The organism is Ruegeria atlantica, assembly GCF_947495585.1.
In the GTDB taxonomy this organism is placed as follows: domain Bacteria; phylum Pseudomonadota; class Alphaproteobacteria; order Rhodobacterales; family Rhodobacteraceae; genus Ruegeria; species Ruegeria atlantica_G.
The window spans coordinates 23139-42366 of the sequence record NZ_CANLZK010000021.1 but is presented as its reverse complement, the minus strand read 5'-3'; the positions used below and the strand labels follow the sequence as shown (position 1 = coordinate 42366).

General features: G+C 55.2%; 17 protein-coding genes and 4 pseudogenes. 11 read left to right on the top strand and 10 right to left on the bottom strand.

The features are described from left to right. Together QMP16_RS22100 and QMP16_RS22095 are read right to left on the bottom strand one after the other, a co-directional pair. Positions 1-396, bottom strand: a pseudogene (locus QMP16_RS22100) (type III glutamate--ammonia ligase); the annotation flags it as partial. Positions 397-476: 80 nt separating this feature from the next. Beyond that, positions 477-1076: pseudogene (locus tag QMP16_RS22095) on the bottom strand (glutamate synthase-related protein); the annotation flags it as partial. Here QMP16_RS22095 and QMP16_RS22090 point away from each other — a divergent pair. Beyond that, positions 993-1244 carry a hypothetical protein gene (locus QMP16_RS22090; protein ID WP_282154160.1) on the top strand — a complete coding sequence of 84 codons (252 nt, stop codon included), beginning with the start codon at positions 993-995 and terminating at the stop codon, positions 1242-1244. The pseudogene QMP16_RS22095 and the gene QMP16_RS22090 sit on opposite strands and share 84 nt — an antisense overlap. A 197-nt stretch (positions 1245-1441) precedes the next feature. Further along, a pseudogene (locus QMP16_RS22085) lies at positions 1442-2422 on the top strand (TIGR03032 family protein). A gap of 839 nt (positions 2423-3261) precedes the next feature. On the opposite strand, the gene QMP16_RS22080 reads toward QMP16_RS22085, so the two are convergent. Next, positions 3262-4293: an NADP-dependent oxidoreductase gene (locus tag QMP16_RS22080; protein ID WP_282154159.1), complete on the bottom strand. Its 1032-nt coding sequence runs from the start codon at positions 4291-4293 to the stop codon at positions 3262-3264. A gap of 217 nt (positions 4294-4510) precedes the next feature. Between QMP16_RS22080 and QMP16_RS22075 the strand changes: the two are divergent. Then, positions 4511-4983 (top strand): annotated as a pseudogene (locus tag QMP16_RS22075) (transposase); the annotation flags it as partial. A gap of 191 nt (positions 4984-5174) precedes the next feature. Here QMP16_RS22075 and QMP16_RS22070 read toward each other — a convergent pair. Genes QMP16_RS22070 through QMP16_RS22060 form a run of 3 tightly spaced genes read right to left on the bottom strand, consistent with a single transcriptional unit; the run spans position 5175 to position 7744 of the window. Next, positions 5175-6554, bottom strand: coding sequence for an MATE family efflux transporter (locus QMP16_RS22070; protein ID WP_282154158.1), 1380 nt, complete (start codon positions 6552-6554; stop codon positions 5175-5177). 12 nt (positions 6555-6566) lie between these two features. Next, positions 6567-7154 (bottom strand): helix-turn-helix domain-containing protein, encoded by a 588-nt coding sequence (locus tag QMP16_RS22065; RefSeq protein ID WP_282154157.1) that lies wholly within the window; start codon positions 7152-7154, stop codon positions 6567-6569. Between the two features lie 11 nt (positions 7155-7165). Beyond that, positions 7166-7744, bottom strand: coding sequence for a carboxymuconolactone decarboxylase family protein (locus QMP16_RS22060; protein ID WP_282154156.1), 579 nt, complete (start codon positions 7742-7744; stop codon positions 7166-7168). Positions 7745-8052: 308 nt separating this feature from the next. Here QMP16_RS22060 and QMP16_RS22055 point away from each other — a divergent pair, with 308 nt between their 5' ends. The 5 genes from QMP16_RS22055 to QMP16_RS22035 are packed head-to-tail and all read left to right on the top strand — an operon-like array spanning position 8053 to position 12075. Beyond that, positions 8053-8799, top strand: a complete 747-nt coding sequence (locus tag QMP16_RS22055) for an amino acid ABC transporter ATP-binding protein (protein WP_282121048.1) — start codon at positions 8053-8055, stop codon at positions 8797-8799. A 1-nt stretch (position 8800) separates the two neighbouring features. Beyond that, positions 8801-9643, top strand: a complete 843-nt coding sequence (locus QMP16_RS22050) for an amino acid ABC transporter permease (RefSeq protein WP_282154155.1) — start codon at positions 8801-8803, stop codon at positions 9641-9643. A 35-nt stretch (positions 9644-9678) separates the two neighbouring features. After that, the gene (locus tag QMP16_RS22045; RefSeq protein WP_282121046.1) at positions 9679-10512 is read left to right on the top strand and encodes a transporter substrate-binding domain-containing protein; all 834 of its coding nucleotides are present in this window, start codon (positions 9679-9681) and stop codon (positions 10510-10512) included. 59 nt (positions 10513-10571) lie between these two features. Next, positions 10572-11453, top strand: coding sequence for an amino acid ABC transporter permease (locus tag QMP16_RS22040; RefSeq protein ID WP_282154154.1), 882 nt, complete (start codon positions 10572-10574; stop codon positions 11451-11453). A 13-nt stretch (positions 11454-11466) separates the two neighbouring features. After that, complete coding sequence (locus QMP16_RS22035) at positions 11467-12075, top strand: glutathione S-transferase family protein (protein ID WP_282154153.1); 609 nt, start codon at positions 11467-11469, stop codon at positions 12073-12075. 12 nt (positions 12076-12087) lie between these two features. Here the strand turns inward: QMP16_RS22035 and QMP16_RS22030 are convergent, their stop codons facing one another. From QMP16_RS22030 to QMP16_RS22020, 3 genes are all read right to left on the bottom strand, one after another. Further along, positions 12088-12405: a non-heme iron oxygenase ferredoxin subunit gene (locus QMP16_RS22030; protein WP_282154152.1), complete on the bottom strand. Its 318-nt coding sequence runs from the start codon at positions 12403-12405 to the stop codon at positions 12088-12090. A 3-nt stretch (positions 12406-12408) separates the two neighbouring features. Continuing rightward, on the bottom strand, positions 12409-13350 hold the full coding sequence (locus tag QMP16_RS22025) for a fatty acid desaturase family protein (RefSeq protein WP_282154151.1): 942 nt from the start codon (positions 13348-13350) through the stop codon (positions 12409-12411). 152 nt (positions 13351-13502) lie between these two features. Continuing rightward, complete coding sequence (locus QMP16_RS22020; protein WP_282154150.1) at positions 13503-14588, bottom strand: hypothetical protein; 1086 nt, start codon at positions 14586-14588, stop codon at positions 13503-13505. A gap of 96 nt (positions 14589-14684) precedes the next feature. Here QMP16_RS22020 and QMP16_RS22015 point away from each other — a divergent pair, with 96 nt between their 5' ends. After that, entirely contained in the window at positions 14685-15614 is a 930-nt protein-coding gene (locus tag QMP16_RS22015) for a LysR substrate-binding domain-containing protein (protein ID WP_282154149.1), read from the top strand. Positions 15615-15710: 96 nt separating this feature from the next. Next, positions 15711-16757: an aromatic ring-hydroxylating dioxygenase subunit alpha gene (locus QMP16_RS22010; RefSeq protein WP_282154148.1), complete on the top strand. Its 1047-nt coding sequence runs from the start codon at positions 15711-15713 to the stop codon at positions 16755-16757. Positions 16758-16870: 113 nt separating this feature from the next. Here the strand turns inward: QMP16_RS22010 and QMP16_RS22005 are convergent, their stop codons facing one another. Next, positions 16871-17659 carry a phytanoyl-CoA dioxygenase family protein gene (locus QMP16_RS22005; RefSeq protein WP_282154147.1) on the bottom strand — a complete coding sequence of 263 codons (789 nt, stop codon included), beginning with the start codon at positions 17657-17659 and terminating at the stop codon, positions 16871-16873. Positions 17660-17967: 308 nt separating this feature from the next. Here QMP16_RS22005 and QMP16_RS22000 point away from each other — a divergent pair, with 308 nt between their 5' ends. After that, a complete protein-coding gene (locus tag QMP16_RS22000; protein WP_282154146.1) occupies positions 17968-19218 on the top strand; it encodes an FAD-dependent oxidoreductase in 1251 nt (416 codons plus the stop codon). Positions 19219-19228 lie beyond the last annotated feature (10 nt).

Below are 19228 nucleotides of genomic sequence, written 5' to 3'. Positions count from 1 at the left end.
GTCCGGGGTCAGCAGAAAAAACTCGGCCTCAATACCGGTTTTGACATGCATGCCTTCGCCTGCGGCTTCGTCAATCAGTCGGCGCAGGACGTTGCGCGGCGCCTGCGCCACATCCTGACCTTCCATCACGCAATTGCCTGCAACCCAGGCCACTTCGGGCTTCCACGGCAGTTGAATGACCGAGGACGGATCCGGCACCGCCAGCATGTCCGGATGCGCCGGTGTCATGTCCAGCCATGTGGCGAACCCGGCAAAACCTGCGCCGTCCTGCTGCATGTCGGCAATCGCCTGCGCGGGTACCAGTTTGGCCCGCTGTCCACCGAACAGATCGGTGAACGAGATCATGAAGTATTTGACGCCTTTTTCTTTTGCGAAAGCTGCGAGATCTATCGTCACGATTGCTTTCCTTTCCCTGTTGAATTTTAGTTTTTCAAAGCAAAAACGCGGCCCCCATCAGGGAGCCGCGCAGCATATATTCAGAACCCTTCCTTACCCGGGTACCAACTGGTTCCCGCCAGCGGCACCCGCGCCATGGCGGCGGCCTCCATTGTCAGGGCACACAAGTCCTCGGGCTCGAGGTTGTGCAGGTGATTGTGCCCACAGGCGCGCGCAATGGTCTGCGCCTCAAGCGTCATAACTTTCAGGTAGTTACGCAGCCTGCGGCCCGCATCGACCGGGTCTAGACGTGCGGCCAGTTCGGGATCCTGCGTGGTAATACCAGCCGGGTCCTGTCCTTCGTGCCAGTCATCATAGGCACCGGTTGTCGTGCCCAGCTTCTGGTACTCGGATTCCCACTTGGGATCGTTGTCGCCTAGGGCAACCAGAGCGGCGGTGCCGATAGCAACCGCATCTGCACCCAGCGCCAAAGCCTTAGCCACATCGGCCCCGGTGCGGATACCGCCCGAGATAACCAGCTGCACCTCACGATGCACACCCAGATCCTGCAGCGCTTGCACGGCGGGGCGGATACAGGACAGCGTCGGCAGACCGACATGTTCGATGAATACGTCCTGCGTGGCGGTGGTGCCGCCCTGCATGCCGTCCATGACAACAACATCGGCCCCCGCCTTTATGGCAAAATTGGAGCAATCTTCTTTGCCAACCCCGACACCACTGTGACGGCCCGCATCGGCGATGGTCCGAATTTCGACAACACCAGTGATATTGACCGGATGTTTTGGGGCATCGAGGTCGGTCTGTCACTGTTCGAAAAGGACAAAACGACCCTCAAACTGCGCTCTTAGGGTCGCTTTTCAGGCGATACAAAGGTCAATGGTGCCTTTGTCAAAGGCAGTATTCGGTTTTGATACCGCTTTCAGACAAATCGCAGGGGGGCGCGGCAGGCAGACTTTGCATCTACCTGCCGCGTTGTTGATAAGAAAAAAACGACTATGCAGGATACCGTTGTGCAGGAAAATCAACCTCTCGTTCAGGGCGCTGCGTGCTAGTTTGCCGAAAGCCCAGAGGCGCGACATGCCGCACAGTTCTCGGTTTCGGGCGGGTTCGTGCGGTTGCTGGACGCCCCAATATCTCGGTCGGTGTGGTGTCCTACCAGTCCGAGCGGCTCTATCTGCTGCGTCGCGACCCCAGCGGCGGGTTGATGGTGCACGAGCAAATGTTCCAGCGCTCGGTGGGGCTGCATTATCGCGACGATACACTTTACCTTGCTACTCAGGCTAATATCTATCGGATGCCCAATATTATACGGTCCGATCAAATCATCGACGGGCGATTTACCGAGTGTTTTGTCGCCCAAACGGCGCATCTGACAGGATATCTGGATGCCCACGACATCGGTGTTCAGGCGGATTGAAACGAGGTGTTCGTCAACACGCGCTGAAACTTCATCGCCGAACTATCCGACGCGCAAGCGTTCAAACCGGTCTGGAAACCGGGATTCATATCCGCGATTGTGACCGAAGATCGCTGTCATCTGAACGGTATGGTAATGCAAGACGGCAAACCCCGTTATGTCACCGCTGTCAACAAGTCCGATACAATCGACGGGTGGCGTGATCGCCGGGCAGATGGCGGCGTCGTCATCGATGTTGAGCGGGACGAGATCGTGTGCGAGGGGTTATCAATGCCACACTCTCCGCGACTGAATCAAGAAAAACTGTGGGTTCTGAACTCGGGAACGGGCGAGCCGGGTTGGATTGACATAACCCAGCAAGATGCGCGTCAATGGTTTCAACCTTTGGCCATCTGCCCGGGCTTTGTGCGTGGTTTGGCTTTTTATGAAAATTTCGCATTTGTGGGCCTGTCCAAGCCTCGGTACGAGCGGTTCGAAGGATTTGCGCTGGACCAGAAGTTGAAGGACGCAGACAGCGCGCCGTGGTGTGGTGTGCAGGTGATTGATCTGAACGCCGGAATCTGTGTGCAATGGTTTCGTATCGACAGCGATATCGCTGAACGTCTATGACGTTGAAATCCTGCCCCAGATCTTGTGCCCCCGGTCCTATGGATTCCTGAGGAAGGATGTTTTTGAGATTATGACGGGGATTTCAGGTTAGCCATCGTTTGGTCGCTTATGTTTGTAATAAGCCGTGGCTCGCATCGATTAAATCAAAATTGATCAGTTACATACGCCTCGGATTGGTGTTGTCACATTGATTTCGGGCCTAACAAGGAATGCCTCGAGGCGGTGATGTCGGATTGTTAAGTCAGAGCGACGCCATGTTGATCGACCGCGCGCTAAACCAAATGTTTCTGACATGAGATTTTGACGACCACCTCAACAAGATGTCAGAAGTCACTAGGATGGCCCTGTCGCTGACGAAATTTGTGAGCGATCTGCGAACCCAACTTGACGACCCAGCGCCGGATGGGTTCGTGGGATGTTTCAATCCCACGATGTTGTAGCATCTCCTCAATTTCACGCAGGCTCATATTGAAGCGAACAAAAAGTCACGCCGCGTCGCAATGATTAGAGAAGGATATCGGAGACGATTGAAATGGATGGGGGATTAATACCGTCGATGCCACTTACTTCCAGATCTAGGCACAAGTAATCGAACGATGGATAATGTGACAACCTTTTAACCAACTCTTAGCGTTAGTAGGCAGCGAACCACCCCTATCGGCCTTTCACCTAAACTTTTCGCGCTGCAATGCACTATTCCCGACCCGCGACGTTCGTAGCGAGCACAAATCTAGTGGTCGTGGCATAGTTTTTTAATTTGACACTCTTGCGTTTCGCCAACGACCTGGATTGTGGCATCGAGGCGCGGGTTGATGGAAACAACTTTTTACTGCCCTGGCTCAATCTATCTTGACGACCATTTTCCCAAAGTTGTCTCCGGCCAGCAGTTGGTTAAATGCAACCGGAGCATTTTCAAGACCTTCAACCACATGCTCTTTATACGTAATTGAGCCTTCCTTCAGCCATCCTGTCATGTCCCGAACGAACTCGGAATACACCTTGGGGCCGAAATTGTCGAAAATGATGAAGCCCTGCATTTTGACCTTCATCCGCAACAAGGTACCCATGATCACCGGGCCCATATCCGGTCCGTCCGGCAAACCCGGCAAGTTGTACCAGGCCACGACGCCGCAGACCGGAACACGCGCAAACGGATTCAAAAGCGGTAAGACCGCATACAGCACCTTGCCACCGACATTCTCGAAGTAGACATCAATGCCGTCAGGGCACGCGTCGCGCAATTGCGCCGAAAGATCCGCCGCGCGGTGATCAACGCAAGCGTCGAACCCAAGGTTCTTTACCACGTGATCGCATTTTTCCGGGCCACCCGCGATACCCACCACGCGGCACCCTTTAAGCTTTGCGATCTGACCTACGGTAGCGCCCACCGGTCCAGCCGCAGCCGCCACGACAACGGTTTCACCGGGCTTTGGTTCGCCTATCTTCAGCAGCCCCGCATAAGCCGTGTAGCCGGGCATTCCCAGAATACCCAACGCCCAGGACGGATTGTCCGGCGTCTTGCCAAGATTGACGACCTGCTCACCAGTTGAGATCGCATAATCCTGCCAGCCACTCGTGTTTAAAACGTAGTCTCCGGCTTCGTACCCTTCGAGGTTCGATTCCACTACCTGCCCCACAACCTGAGCCGTCATGACGCCACCGATCGGAACCGGTTCAGCGTAGGATTTCGCGTCATTCATACGACCCCGCATGTAAGGGTCCAGAGACAGGTACACCGTGCGCACCAGCATCTCTCCGTTGCCGGGTGTTGGAATGTCTGTGATTTCAAGCCGCAAAGTGTTTTTGTCCGGGCGACCAGTGGGGCGTTCCGCAAGAACTATGCGACGGTTGGTGTCGGATGCTTGGGGCATTGAAATCTCCTGAAAAATGAGAGTGGTGCAACGCAGCCAAGCAAGATTGTCAAAAACTGTCCAGCCCAAAAACCTAAGCAAGTAGCGCATATACCGATTGCGCTATTCAAGGCCGCCCATTGGTGTCGTCACATTAGCCGTCGTTCGTTGCTCGTGCTAGGCTCCGTATACATTGATTTTAGTCGTACGGCATAGTTCACCGCGCTCAAAATTAGCGGTGAACAAGTCAAATTTTTTCTGGTTGAGAGGCGCGCAGATAGCGCGTCTTGAATCGATTTTTATCAAGTCCCTCGGCAAGCCGAGTGTTGATGTCAAGGCGTTCTCTACGGGATTGTATTTATCAATCTCAATGGCTTTCGGTGGTGCGATGCGCCCAGGGATGACGGTCCAAACAAAACGCTCTACAACCGCTGGTAACGGCGGAGTGATGAAGGGATCTTTGCCAAGATGTTGGTCAACTTGGCGGTTGACCACGGCGAAGGGAATACAGTTGTGATCGAACCCACATATCTTGAAGCCCATCGCACAGCGCCCAGCCTTGCTGTGAAAAAGGGGACGTGGACGCATGATTGGTAGTACCAAAGGCGGAACGAACACCAAGTTCATGCCTTCTGTGACAGCCAAGGGCGTCTGCTGTACTTGTTTGTCACCGCCTATCAGGTCTGCGATATCGTCAGACCACGCGCTTTGGGTGGCAGCTGTCAAAAATAGATTTGTTGCTCGGAGATGAGGCTGCTCACCGCCGCCACAAACTTTTCGCCTTTGCAAGAATTCTTGAGCAGACTTTCGACTTACTATTTCTGATAGCCATTCACTCGCTACTGCCACAATCGTCAATCATCTAAAGTACGCAAAAGATCCTTTCAGATGTGCGATCATTGTCACCCCGTGGCAGGCACCCACAATCCGCCGATCTCTGTCTTCGCAATACGTATGGTCAACGCCATTGCGACTATCCAGCCGGTCACTACGGCCGCGGCCGTTCCGAACCACACCCCGGTTTCGTTGAATCCCAATATGCCAATAAACACCCAAACAAAGAACGCGACCCCAAAGGCCTGGCGATAAAGGCTGATCCAAACGGTCCAAATAGGTTTTTTGAAGGCCTGCAAAAGTGAGTTGATTGAAAACAGCATCATGTAAAAAGGCAGGATCAGACTGTCGACTCGTAGATATCCCACACCAACGCGAACAACCTCTGGGTCAGCTGTAAAAAGGCGCATCACTAAGGGACCACCAAGCCAGAGGATCGGGATCGCAACCAGTGACATGTAAAATCCGATTCGCCAGCAATAGAACAACGCGGCGCGCACCCGCTGGCTGTCCCGAGCACCGAAGTTCTGTGAGGCGATTGGCAGTAGGGCACCCGTGACGCCAAGAATGGGCAGCAACAAAACTTGTTCAAGCCGTATAGCGATTGCGTAACCGGCAATTGCATGTTCACCAAACAGCTTCAGCGCAAACTGTAGGACAAAGGCTGACAACAGCATGATCGTAAACGAAAAGGCAGTGGGCAGAACCTGCAGCGAAATTTCTGCAAACCGTTTTAGGCGTGGTCTGAAATAGGCCGCGCGCATACGTTTCATTCGCTTTCGCCGAAGAACCTGCTGGATCAAAAAGATCATCACGCCTGTCTGGCTGATCACCGTGGATAAAGCCAAACCGTTGAAGCCGATGCCCGGGGTCACGCCCGGAATTCCGTAGATCAGAAGGGGATTCAGGATGATGTTCGCCAGAAACGCGACGATAAGTGCCCGTTGCATAGACACTGCGTCGCCATGGGCCTGCAAGATGCCATTACATCCATGAGCCAGAAGAAATCCCGGCATTGCCAAAAGCAACCAATAGAAATAACGAAGCCCGGCTTCACGATAAACGCCTGGTTCCGAGACAAGCTTGATTAACAATGGGCCGAACCAAAGCCCTGCCAGGGCAAGCAGGCAAGACGCAACGATTCCATAAGTTATCCCTTGGGCCGCTAGGCGTCGTGCCGTTCGGTTGTCGCCAGCTCCCAGAGCGTTTCCAACCAGTGCACTCATAGCTGCGCCCAGCCCGACGCCCACGGAAATAGAGATGAAAAAAGCTTGAAAACCAAGGGCCAGCCCGGCTTGGGCGCTAGTCGACAACAGCCCGGCAAAGAAGATGTCGACGATGTTGTACAGTGTACTGAAAAGCATTCCGACCGCGCCGGGTATCGCCAATGTTCGGAAATGGCCTGCAATGGACCCTTGGGTCAGATTAAGGTCGATTGCCTGAGCCATGTTAACTGGGTGTCATGGGCGCTCGGCCTGGACTGTTAGAAAGACAAACTCAGGGGTCAGAACATCTTCGAACCCGTGGTTGAGTTCAGCATCCACACTGATCGAGTCGCCAGCTGACAGCGTAAAGCGGGCCTCGCCATATCGGTAAACGGCCTGGCCTTCGAGTGCTTGTACAAACACTACGCCGTGGCCGACATAAGTGGGCGGCGGCCCGCCTTCGCGCAATAGAGTCACGCGACGCGCCTGAAATCGCAGGTCTTTACGAGAATGTAGTGAAAGATTGACATATTCGTGGCTGTGCCCCGCCGAGATACGGTTTGATTTCAGTCCCTCACCATGGCGCACGAGAGTGTAGTCAGTGTGATCTGTACGCGCTTCGCGGAACAAAGAAACAATCGGAACTTCGAGCGCTTCGGCCAGTGCCGCCAGAGTGTCGATTGAGGGAGAAACCAACCCATTTTCGATCCGGCTGATCATAGCGGCTGAGATACCGGACTGTTCTGCCAGCCTTCGCGCGGATTGCTTCCGACTTTGCCGCAGTTCCTTCAGCGAGGCGCCGATGGCACGGTCGATCTGTCTGCCTGGAGTGTCTCCTTGCATGATCCGTCCTTTCAGTCGCTGCTATAATACCCCACCACATCGCCATCAGTGGTGACACCAAGGCCATTCAGCAACCGGTTGGCGTAGTTGAAGTAACCTACGATCTGGTTGATTTCGAGAATCTCGCCATCCTCCCAACCGGTGTCTTTCAGGGCTGCCACATCAGAATCGACCATCGTACCCGGCGAAAGTGTAAGCTTTTCCGCATAGGTCAGTGCCGCCAAATGTGCGCTGTCGAATGCATCTTGAGGGCGATGTGCCTCGAGTGCGGCTTCGATCTTGTCGGCGCGTGCGGCGTCGTCGATCAGGTGACGGGCGTTTGACCAGTGGTTGGCATAGGAATAGGGGCAGGTGTTGAGAGTGGATACGTAGGAACTGATCACTTCCTGAAACCACATGGGAACTTTGTTCGCCTCATCGTGCAGACAGGCCCGGTACAGAATCACATGCCCCTTCATGGTGTTAGGCCGCAGGGAATGCACCCGCATGACATTGTCGACAGTGCCGTGCGGTGTACGCGCCAGATCCAGAGTGGCCTTCAGATGCGAGTCAGCATCTTCGTCAGATATCATGCTGATCCAGGCAGACATTTGCGGTTCCTCCCTTGGTCGTCAGTATTATCTGAGGGCAGATCAAAAATTGTCCTCTGAGTTTTTTATTGACGAGTATTGCATATTAAGCAACCATATTAATTAGTGTGCAACGTATTTGAGGAGGCTCAGGCCTTGCCCGACTGCCCCAAACAATCGCAGCGCCAGCCCGGCCTCGGCTATTTTGTCAGGCCAGGCACCACGCCATGCCGGCCTGCCTTTGCAGGAACGGTGGAGGAAACTCCTTTGCGCGCCCGGTCCATCAAAAGACAAATTCGCATGGTGTCCCGAACCCAAGCAGGTACGACATGAACCAAGCCACTCCGATGATTGAAGTGACCAATCTGGATAAATATTACGGTGCGTTTCACGCGCTGAAAAACATCGATCTGACGGTCCATCAGGGTGAAAAAGTCGTGATCTGCGGTCCCTCGGGATCGGGAAAATCGACGCTGATCCGGTGTTTTAACGGGCTAGAGTGGCACAACTCCGGCCGCCTCGTGATCGACGGGATCGAGGTTTATGACGGAGCCAAAGAAATTCGCGAGCTGCGGCAGGAAGTCGGTATGGTTTTTCAGCAGTTCAACCTGTTTCCACACCTGACAGTACTAGAGAATCTGACGATCGGTCCGATGAAAGTGCGCGGGATATCCAAGGCGCAGGCCGAAGAAACTGCACGCAACTATCTTGAACGTGTTCATATCCCGGAACAGGCCGACAAGTACCCGGCACAGCTGTCGGGCGGGCAACAGCAGCGCGTGGCAATTGCGCGTTCTCTATGCATGGAAACTCGGATCATGCTGTTTGACGAACCGACATCCGCGCTGGACCCCGAGATGATTAATGAGGTCTTGGATGTGATGGTCGAGCTGGCCGATACCGGCATGACCATGGTTGTCGTCACTCACGAGATGGGCTTTGCTCGTAAGGTCGCTGATACGATGGTCTTTATGGAGGCGGGCCAGATCGTCGAAGTCTCACCACCCGAACAGTTTTTCACAAACCCCTCAAGCGAACGCTGCCGTTTGTTCTTAGATCAGATTTTGGCGCATTGACATGAGCGATCTGGGCATCTCCCGGCCAAAAGGTCAGCCGCTGCCTAAGCCGCCTTTTTTAAAGCGGTTTTTTGACTCAACCCTGATTTCGGTCGGGATCTATGCCGTTATCGCGGGGCTGATCGCCTATGGTGCATATACAGGCGCGCAGGGCATGGGGTATAACTGGCAATGGTACCGGGTGCCGCAGTTTCTGTATCGAAATACCGAGGTCGGGTTTGAATGGGGTGAAATTCCCATCGGGCTGGTCGCGACGATCAAATTGTCGGTCACGGCTTTCATTCTGGCTATGGTTATAGGCCTGCTTGTGGCGTTGCTGCGTCTGTCGGATCTTGTCATCGGGTCCGCAGTTGCGGTTGGATTTCTGGAGCTGATCCGAAATATCCCGCTGTTGGTTCTGCTCTACCTCTTCTATTATGTTCTGGGGCCGATTTTTGGGTTTGACCGATACACGGCCAGTATCCTTACCCTGGCCGTTTTCCATTCTGCCTTGATTTCGGAAATCTTCCGGGCCGGGATCAACGCCGTCCCCACAGGCCAGTGGGAGGCCGCTAAATCCATCGGGATGAGCCCGTCCCAGACTTATCGCTATATCATCCTGCCACAATCCGTCCGCTTCATGCTGCCGCCGATGACCGGTGAAGTCGTTCACCTCATCAAATCTTCGGCCATTGTTAGCGTGATTGCGGTGGCCGAGCTGACGACCTTCGGACGCAACATCATTTCAGACACATACATGAGTTTCGAAATCTGGTTCACCATCGCACTGGTTTATCTGGTGGTGACCCTGATCCTGTCGATTGGCGTAAGCCATCTGGAGAAGAAATATGCCGTCGACCAATAACCCAGAAAATATGTCGGACAACAAGGAGAACCAAGATGAAGCTTTCTCGCAGAATGCTCGGGGCTGCCCTCGGCGCGGTCGTGGCTACCGGTGTGGCGACCTCAGGCTGGGCGCAGAGCGCTACGCAGGAACTATCCAGCGAAAGTGTGATTGAAACTATCAAGCAGGATGGCGTGATCCGGATCGGTCTGTCGCTGTTCGTGCCATGGTCGATGCGCGACAAGAATGGCGATCTGATCGGATTCGAACTGGATGTTGGCCGTCAGCTGGCCGAGGATATGGGGGTTGAGGTCGAATTCGTGCCCACCGCTTGGGATGGTATCATCCCGGCGCTGGTCTCAGGCAATTTCGACGTGATCATCTCGGGCATGTCGGTGACAGCGCAGCGGAACCTGACCATTAACTTTACCGATCCATACGCCTATTCGGGTCTGGCCATTCTGGCCAATAAGTCGATGACTGAAGGCATGACGCTTGAGGATTTCAACAATCCCGAAGTGACCTTTGCCGCCCGGCGTGGTGCAACACCTGCGGCGGTGATTGCACAGAACTTCCCAGACGCGACCTTGCTGTTGTTCGATGAAGACGGTGCCTCGACTCAGGAGGTTCTGAATGGGAACGCTCATGCTTCCATGGCAGCGCAGCCAACTCCGAACCGCGAGGCTGGGTTGCACCCTGAAACGCTGAGTGTGCCGTTCGAAAATCTCTATGATCCGCGCGGTGAAGCCTTTGGTGTGCGAAAGGGCGACCCGGACGCCATGAACTATTTCAACAACTGGATCGCGCAGCAGTGGCGTTCCGGTTGGCTGAAAGAACGTCATGACTATTGGTTTGCTGGAAATGAATGGGCTGACCAGGTCGCCCAGTAACCCTGACCCACCCGGGGGGCAGCGATGCAGCCCCCCGGATCTGATACGGAGCGTCTCGCGTGCAGGATTTTCTCAAAAAACTCAGATGGCCGGACTACCTGATCGCCGCGGTTCTGTTCGTGTTTTTCGGGTATATCTGGCTGTCGATTGAAGGCACGCTCAATTATAGGTGGCGCTGGGACGTCATCCCCAGTTACATTGTCGGCTGGCATTCAGGTCGTGAGGAATACTTTGCCAATTTGCTGCTGCAAGGGTTGGCCGCAACGGTTCGCATCAGCCTCTATGCCGGAATTCTGGCGTTGATCCTGGGCACCATTCTGGGTGTAGCCCGCTGTTCATCAAATCTGACCATCCGCATGCTGGCGCGCACCTACTTGGAATTCTTGCGCAATGTGCCGCCGGTTGTTGTCGTTTTCATTTTCTTCTTCTTCCTGTCCCAACAACTGATTGATGCGTTGAATCTGGAACGATGGGCGCGCGGTATCGCGCGGCAGGAAAACAATCAGATCTGGGAGTTCTTCTTCGGTGAAATGCGCCGCTTCCCATCGCTTGTTTCGGGGGTCATTGTCCTGGCCCTTTTTGAGAGCGCATTCGTTGGTGAAATTGTGCGTGCCGGTATCCAGTCGATCCCTAAAGGTCAGAGGGAAGCCGCGCGCTCTATCGGTATGAGCCGCATTCAGGAACTGCGTTATGTGGTACTGCCGCAAGCGATGAAGAAAGTGGTGCCACCGCTCGCCAATCAGTTCATATCGCTGATCAAGGACAGCTCAATCCTGTCGCTGATTTCTGTGCAGGAACTGACTTATAAAACGGTTGAGCTTGTGGCCTCATCCCGCATGATCTTTGAGGCGTGGATCACCACGGCCGCTTTCTACTTTGTGGTTTGCTTCGGCCTTAGCCGACTGTTTGCGCGGCTTGAAAAACGGTCGGACAAACGCTGACGTAAAGGCCAGTATGATACGCCTCTATGATTTCCGGCTTTCGGGCAGTTGTCACAAAGTACGACTGCTCCTGTCCATGCTGCAGCGGGATCATGAGGTCATCGACGTGGACTTGCTGAACGGTGACCAAAACCAGAGCGCGTTTTTGCAGGTCAATCCGCTGAACAAGGTACCGGTTCTGGACGATGATGGGTTCGTTCTGCGCGACAGCGCTGCTATCATGGTCTATCTGGCACAGAAATATGGCGCAGACGAATGGGCCCCGACCACACCGAAAGAACACGGCGACATACAGCAATGGCTGTCGTTTTCTGTGAATGAAATCTTCCACGGCGTCGCAATGGCCCGGGCGATTGTTCTGTTTGAACGCGATACCGATCTGGCCGAGCCGCAGGCGCTTGGGCAGAAATCCCTGAAGATTATGGAGCAACACTTGTCAGACCACCGCTGGCTGGCCTGCGACCGTCCCACCCTCGCAGATCTGGCCTGCTACCCCTACATAGCTCTGGCTTATCAGGGTGAAATATCGATGTCTCCATACCCGGCGGTGCGCGCGTGGATCGCGCGTGTTGAGGCTTTGCCGGGATATGTCCCGATGCCGGGGTTGCCGGCACCGGGTTAGGGGCAATCGGGGCTATGCTCTGATCTGAACCATGCCGTTTTCGACCCGGGATTCAAACACTTTCATCGGCCGCGTCGCAGGCGCTGAAACCGGGTGCCCATTTCGCACATCAAACGCGCCCTGATGCAGGGGGCACTCGATGACATAGCCATCGAAGTACCCGTCACACAGATCCGCGCCGCCATGATTGCACAGCGCCAGTGAGGCATAGATACCACCGGGCGTGTCGTAGATTGCGATAATACGTGAGCCGAGTTCGACCCGTGTGACCCAATTTCTTTCCAACCGAGCAGCCTCGATCACGTCTTTCCACGGTTTTACATCTGTCATCGATCACGCCTCCTCGTTGTGCCGGATCTGACGCAGGATTTCGCGGTGGGCAGCCAGATAGCCGCCGGGCTCGATATGGATGTGGTCTTTTAGCTTCTCATGCAGGCGCGGCAGCGCGTGATACGGGACCGAAGCGACATAATGATGTTCCGCGTGGTAATTCATGTTCCAGCACAGAAAGGACCACGGTGCCGAAACCAGATTGGTGCGCGTATTTTCCGACATCTGCGCGACGGTCGGGCGTCCGACATGTTCGGTCATCCGGATGAAGCGCATCACCGGCTCGCCCAGAAACAGTGGGATGAACCAATACCAGATCAGCCCCCACCAGCCTGTGATGGCCATGGCCAGAAAGATCGCCGCATAAATAGCCAGCATTCTACGGGCATCGCGATATACGGCCTGATGTTCGACTTTCGGAATGAACCGCTGCTCGGTCTCGCTGAGATTGCCGCTGGCGTGGCGAAACAACTCCGTGAATTTGCCGCGCCAATAGGGCAGGGCGGACAGATAAAGCAGATATTCTCCCATTGTTCCGGGCAAAGGGATCAGTTCGGGATCTTCTCCGGTCAATTGCGTATAGGTGTGATGATCGCAATGTTCGTAGCGAAAGAACCGATGCGGCAGAATGATGATCAGGCCGCAGATCTGACCTACCAAATCATTCAGCCACCGGGTTCGGAACACTGTATAGTGCACGCATTCATGCTGTAGTGAGAAATGGTGCACCAGAACAATGCCTTGCAGGAACATTGCGGGCCAGATTAGCCAGCTGTTCCAGGCTAGGGTGACCAAGGTAGTTGTGCCAGCCAGTACCAGTGCCCAAAGCGCCAGATGCCGCAGGCCGGGGCCGTCGGACCGTTGCATGAATCCTTTCAGTTCTTCACGCGTGAGCTTGCCTTCGGCCAGTGCCTGAGACAGGGGCGTAACGATTGCTTGTGACATGTGAGTTCCACATTTTTGCCGGTGCGGGGGCCGTGCCCTCATCGCATGTACCGGCACCGGAGACGGGAGTGCTCCGCACCATAGGACCTTGTCAGGTGGCCCTATTGCAATCAGTTTAGCGCGATGGCACACGTTCGATCAAGCGGGAAGGTTCAACCAGTGCGGCGTAGACCGATATCCAGATCGGGGTCGGCGAACAGAGCGGCCGCACAGGGGTGCTTGTCCAGAATGGTGGCTCCGCCAGGCAGCCGGTCGGCGTGGAAAGCCCCGTTTTCCCAGTAGGTCACACCGTCGATTACGATCGTCGGATCAAACACGTTCCAGCTGATTTCGCCTGGGGCATAAGCGCCGCAGGTGTGGAAGTGCAAAATACGCGGATTGCCAAAAGCGGACCCGCCCCAACGCTCGAAATTCTCGCGCATGTCCCATGGGTAGCCGCAGCCCGGGTGGATGCCCGCATGCCAGGAATGCACGAAATTGCGGTCGATGCCGAACTTACCCGCGACCCGGTCATAATGAGCCTCGGCCCGCGCGGCGTCGGCAGGATTTCCGTCAAATCCTGTCAGGCGCCCGCTTTCCAGCATCGCAAACACCGGTCTTTCGAACTCTACCGTATAATCATCATAGTATTTTGATCCGGTGCCCGTCAGAAATTTCAACGCCACCCGGCCCGAAAAACTATGTGCTGGAACCGGCGTGAAGACCGACATGGGAAAGCGCAAGATCGACGTATCGCCCGTCGTATCCAGGTTCATCTCAGGCCGCCCCTGAAAATCCGTACCCAGAGGGCAGGTAACCCGCACGTCGGTGGCCCTGTTCAGAACGCCATTGATCCCAGCCTTGATGTCGAGGAAGGCATCGTGATGCCCGTTCGAAAACCCAGAGCCAAAAAGCTCGCGGCTCAGGGCAAAACTGACGATGATCTTCTTGCTCTGCGGCATTTCCGAGAACCGGAGCTGATCCCCGAGACGGGCCAGAAACAGGATGATATCGGCGGTTTCGAACCGCGCCAGGAGTTCCGCGGAAAGGTGCGGATTGTCCGGATTAAAACCCACATCCACCGCATCAACCGACAGCCCCATGGATCGCGCGGCATGCGTGACGATTTGGACACTATCCGCATCGAAATAGCCATGTTCGGGAGGTTCATAAGCGATCAACAACCGGTCGCCTGCCGTTGCGTGGGCGCAGTTAGTCAATAGATTTCGCGCGCCGCGCTCGGGTGTGATGTCCGACATTCGCGTCTCCTACGGGTTCCGGTCAGTATAGATTAGGCTCGGGTTGTGCGCCTAATCTATTTGAAAGTGATTATGCCTGACATTAGGGTGACTAATATGATCGTAAACCTGCCCTATTCCGCCCTGCGCGCCTTCGAGGCAGTTGTCCGACATTCCGGCTTTTCCCCGGCAGCAGCTGAGCTGGGTGTCAGCCAAAGTGCGGTCAGTCAGCATGTGCGGGCGCTTGAGGAATGGCTTGGTCTCGAGTTGCTGGTACGTGGTGCGCGGTCATCGCGTCCGACCCGCGAAGGGGAACTGCTGGCGCTAGCCATTTCTGAAGGGTTGGGGCGTATTTCGGACGTTTGTACCCAGCTGAGGGACAAGACCCGCACCGACAGGACCATCGTGATTTCATGTCTGCCGGGTTTTGCGTTCAACTGGTTGTTTCCGCGCCTTTTAAACTTTGATCTTGCTCATCCGGACCTGTCGATTTCCATTGCCACAGATACCGGGCAATATCCGTTTTCAGGGGCGGATGCGGATATCGGTATTCGCTATGGTCTGGGTGATTATCCTGGCTATCAGGTCGATCTTCTGATGACCGAGCAGCTGTTTCCGGTCTGCGCCCCCTCTTTGATACCAAGCTTGCGCGGGGTCGAAGATCTGGCGCAACACACGATGCTGGTGGATGAGAACCTGCATCATGGGCCCGCAAGTCCCACGTGGGATTTCTGGGCGCGGCAATGCGGGTTGACGCTACCGTGGCCATTGCGAACACGGCGATTTGGACAATCCAATCTGGTTGTTCAGGCGGCCATCGAGGGGCTTGGTGTCGCTTTAGGGCGGGAACCTCTGGTCATCGACACGCTGTGCGATGGACGTTTGGTGCGACCAATTCCGGAGCTGACGCAGTCTCCGCTGTCTTATTGGCTGGTTCGACCCCATGAAACTAAGGACAGCCCGAAAGTTGGTGAGTTTCTGAACTGGATCCGTGCCGAGGTTGAGGCGCAGCCGGACATTCCGCCAGCCGCGGGCGCCGGGAATTAGCCTGACTTATACGAGTCATTACCATTCCAGCATGGTGCAAGATCGGCTTGCCGCCCATACTTGCACAAGCCATCTGACAATCTGGAGAGCATTTCAATGTATCTGAGAAACTGCTGGTATGTCGCCGCCTGGAGCAAAGATATCGGTCGCGAGCTGAAGGCCGAGACGTTTTTGGGCGAGAATATCGTGCTTTACCGGCAGGAGGATGGCAGGCCAGTCGCATTGGAGGATGCTTGCCCGCACCGCAAGCTGCCTCTGTCCAAGGGCAACCTTATCGGGGATGTCGTGGAATGCGGCTATCACGGGCTTAAATTCGACTGCACGGGCAAGTGCACCGACAGTCCGACGCAGCGCGGCATGACCCCGCGGCGGGCGGTGGTTAGATCATATCCGGTTGTGGATCGGTATCGGTTCCTTTGGATATGGATGGGCGATCCGGAACTTGCGGATCCCGACAAGATCTTCCCGATCGAGAATTTTGACGATGACAGCTGGGGCAAGACCGACGGTGGGGTAATGGATATCGACTGCCATTACCTGTGGGTCTGCGACAACCTGCTTGATCCCAGCCATGTCGCCTGGGTGCATGTATCTTCTTTTGCAGGCGCTGGAACGGATGAAGAGCCGCTAAACGTCGAGCGGACCGACCGTGGCGTCGTCGTCTCGCGCTGGATTGCAAACAAACCGCCATCGCCCTATTACGCCAAACTGGTGGCATTTGACGGCGATTGCGACCGGCTGCAGCATTATGAGATGTGCATGCCCGCGATCGGGCTGAACAAATCCATCTATACGCCGGTCGGGACCGGCGGGTATGACAAGCAACCCATTGCTGAAACGTTCATCAATATCTCCTATAATTTCATGACCCCAATCGATGAAGATCGCACCAGATACTTCTGGTTTCAGCACCGAAATTCCGATCCCGAAAATGCGGAAGTGTCCAAATTCATGAATGACGGTGCGCGCATGGCGTTTCTTGAGGACAAGGACGTTCTGGAAGAAGTCCACAAGGGTATGAAGTACGCCAAGACGCCCAATATCGATCTCGGGTTGGACGCGGGTGCCAAACTGTTTCGCAAAACGCTTGATCGCGCGATCGAAGCCGAAACCACCCCTGTGAGTACAACAGTTCCGGCTTGAGGCGCCGTCTGCGAAAGTTACTTATGTAGTTTCACTTGATCGGGCTATTTTAAGTTGACCCCGCCCTGCCGACCGAATTTTTGGCAAGAAGGGCGGAGTTTGCCACTTGCTTGTTATGTCGCTCTGTAGATCACTGGAAACCGGCCCCCAGCGAAGGGCGCACCGGGGCGTAAGCTGTCGTCGTGCAGCCATTCGGTGACAGTATCGCGGGGCTCATAGGTTGCGCCGTCCACAGCGAACCGGATCGCATAGCCGCGTCTGCGCCGGGTTGAGGTGCGGTTGCCCATTGCTGAGTGTACAATCATACCGTCAAATGCCAGCGCATCGCCGGGTTTCATCTTCGGGTAGTGAAAGATGTCGTAGTCGGCTCGGTTCATCTCGAAATCGGGCATGTCGATATAGTCTGGGTTGTTCACTTCGAGATAGTGCAAAAAGCCCCCAAGCTGGTCTGTTTTGAAGGGCCGGTATTTGGCGCCCCAGGCGTGCGAGCCCCTTACAAACTCCAACGCGCCGTTGTCGGGGTCCACAGGGTCCAGCGCAATCCACATGGTCATGATCGGGCCTGAGACCGGCCAATACGGTTGATCCGTATGCCAGCCGGTTTGTGTTTTTGTGCCCGGTTCTTTGGCAAATATCTGGTCGTAGATCAGAGAGGTCCAGGGGCTGTTTGCTACCTCTGCCACACGCTGCCCAATATCAGAATTCAGGCAATAGTCTTGAAACACACCAGGATTTTCACGCATGTTTTTGTAAGCAAAGTAACGGTCGCCTTTGGAAACTTCGTCATCAACAGCCTGGCGCAGCTTACTCAGCCAATCCTGCGACAGCACTTGTTTCAGCAGCACGACTCCGTCGCGCGCATAGGTATTCTGAACGGTTTTCAGGTCAGGTGTTTGTGTCATGTAACGTCCATTTCTGTCACCTCATTTACTGAGGCGGTTGCAGAAGGTAGGCGCGTTGCGCCCAGTTTTTCTGGCGTTACGAGGTGGGTGAACTGCGGCAGTTTATGATGAAGCAGGGCCAAAGCGACCGGGCCGACCATTTGCCGGCAAGACGTCGACGGAACTGTTCCACACGGAAGCTCATTGCGTCACCTTTCTCCGTTATCTTAGCCGCAATTTCCGCATTGGAATAGAACCCGTGGCGAGTTGTTTTGCATATCGATAAATTTATTGACTAAATGTGCATAGTGATAAATATTATTACCATCATGCAAAATTATTCTGTTTTCTCGCTCGCCCGCAATGCGCTAACCGGGCACCGGAATTGGCCGCAGGTCTGGCGCAGCCCGCCGTTGAAAGACCGCTATGATGTCGTGGTGATCGGGGCAGGAGGTCACGGGCTGGCAACTGCCTATTATCTGGCCAAGGAATTCGGCATCACCAATGTTGCCGTGTTGGAACGCGGCTGGTTGGGCGGCGGCAACATCGCGCGAAATACGGTGACCATTCGATCGAATTACATGAGGGATGAGTCAATCCCATTCTATGTCAAATCCGTCGCCATGTACGAAGGGCTCACGGACGAGTTGAATTTCAACATGATGCATTCCAAACGAACCATGGTGGATGTGGTTCAGACCTGGCCCAAGCTGCGCGAGCTGCGGCGGCGGCAGTTGGTGATGGACATCTACGGCTCGACCTACGAACAGATCACAACCGAGGAATTGCGCCGCCGCATTCCTGCGTTGACTGGCGGCGGCCAAGATGCACGGCTGCCTGTGATTTGCGGCATGGTTCATACGGATGCAGGTGTGAACCGGCATGATGCGGTGGCCTGGGGCTATGCCCGCGCGGCTGACGCGCGCGGGGTTGAGATTCATCAGCAAACAGCGGTGCAATCCCTGCTACGCGGGGCGGATGGGGCCATCGAAGGGGTCGAGACCAACCGGGGCACAGTTCGCGCAAAGAAAGTGGTCGTGGCAGTCTCAGGCCATACAACGACGCTGACCGAAACTGCGGACCTCAGACTTCCGCTGCGGACGATGAACCTGACGGCCTTTGTGTCCGAGCCGGTCAAGCCGCTGGTTGATGTGATCGTGAACTGTCCGGACAGCGGGTTCTATTTCAGCCAGTCCGACAAAGGTGAGATGGTCATCGGCGGCGCGCCCGATATGGGGCAGAGCTTCCGTCGAGACATAAAGCAACATGTATTCGAGGATACCGTGACTGCGATGCTGTCGCTTTTCCCCAGTTTCAAGAAGCTCAAACTGATGCGGCAGTGGGGCGGGCATCTGGATATTGCTCATGATGCCTCACCCATCATGGATCAGACAGATGTGCCGGGCCTGTTTGTCACCGCCGGATGGTGGGGCGGGTATAAGGCTATCCCTGCGGGCGGGCTGACACTGGCGCATCTGGTGGCCAAAGGTGAACCGCACCCGCTGATGGCACCCTTCACACTGGGCAGGTTTCGGCATCTGGACTTCGTAATGGAAGCCGGAACCACCACAGCGCGATAGGAAAGGACAG

Excerpts from the sequence above, each read along its gene's own strand:
- QMP16_RS22090 (WP_282154160.1), top strand. The coding sequence starts at position 993 with ATGTTCGATGAATACGTCCTGCGTGGCGGTGGTGCCGCCCTGCATGCC.
- QMP16_RS22080 (WP_282154159.1), bottom strand. The coding sequence starts at position 4,293 with ATGCCCCAAGCATCCGACACCAACCGTCGCATAGTTCTTGCGGAACGC.
- QMP16_RS22070 (WP_282154158.1), bottom strand. The coding sequence starts at position 6,554 with ATGGCTCAGGCAATCGACCTTAATCTGACCCAAGGGTCCATTGCAGGC.
- QMP16_RS22065 (WP_282154157.1), bottom strand. The coding sequence starts at position 7,154 with ATGCAAGGAGACACTCCAGGCAGACAGATCGACCGTGCCATCGGCGCC.
- QMP16_RS22060 (WP_282154156.1), bottom strand. The coding sequence starts at position 7,744 with ATGTCTGCCTGGATCAGCATGATATCTGACGAAGATGCTGACTCGCAT.
- QMP16_RS22055 (WP_282121048.1), top strand. The coding sequence starts at position 8,053 with ATGAACCAAGCCACTCCGATGATTGAAGTGACCAATCTGGATAAATAT.
- QMP16_RS22050 (WP_282154155.1), top strand. The coding sequence starts at position 8,801 with ATGAGCGATCTGGGCATCTCCCGGCCAAAAGGTCAGCCGCTGCCTAAG.
- QMP16_RS22045 (WP_282121046.1), top strand. The coding sequence starts at position 9,679 with ATGAAGCTTTCTCGCAGAATGCTCGGGGCTGCCCTCGGCGCGGTCGTG.
- QMP16_RS22035 (WP_282154153.1), top strand. The coding sequence starts at position 11,467 with ATGATACGCCTCTATGATTTCCGGCTTTCGGGCAGTTGTCACAAAGTA.
- QMP16_RS22030 (WP_282154152.1), bottom strand. The coding sequence starts at position 12,405 with ATGACAGATGTAAAACCGTGGAAAGACGTGATCGAGGCTGCTCGGTTG.
- QMP16_RS22025 (WP_282154151.1), bottom strand. The coding sequence starts at position 13,350 with ATGTCACAAGCAATCGTTACGCCCCTGTCTCAGGCACTGGCCGAAGGC.
- QMP16_RS22020 (WP_282154150.1), bottom strand. The coding sequence starts at position 14,588 with ATGTCGGACATCACACCCGAGCGCGGCGCGCGAAATCTATTGACTAAC.
- QMP16_RS22015 (WP_282154149.1), top strand. The coding sequence starts at position 14,685 with ATGATCGTAAACCTGCCCTATTCCGCCCTGCGCGCCTTCGAGGCAGTT.
- QMP16_RS22010 (WP_282154148.1), top strand. The coding sequence starts at position 15,711 with ATGTATCTGAGAAACTGCTGGTATGTCGCCGCCTGGAGCAAAGATATC.
- QMP16_RS22005 (WP_282154147.1), bottom strand. The coding sequence starts at position 17,659 with ATGACACAAACACCTGACCTGAAAACCGTTCAGAATACCTATGCGCGC.
- QMP16_RS22000 (WP_282154146.1), top strand. The coding sequence starts at position 17,968 with ATGCAAAATTATTCTGTTTTCTCGCTCGCCCGCAATGCGCTAACCGGG.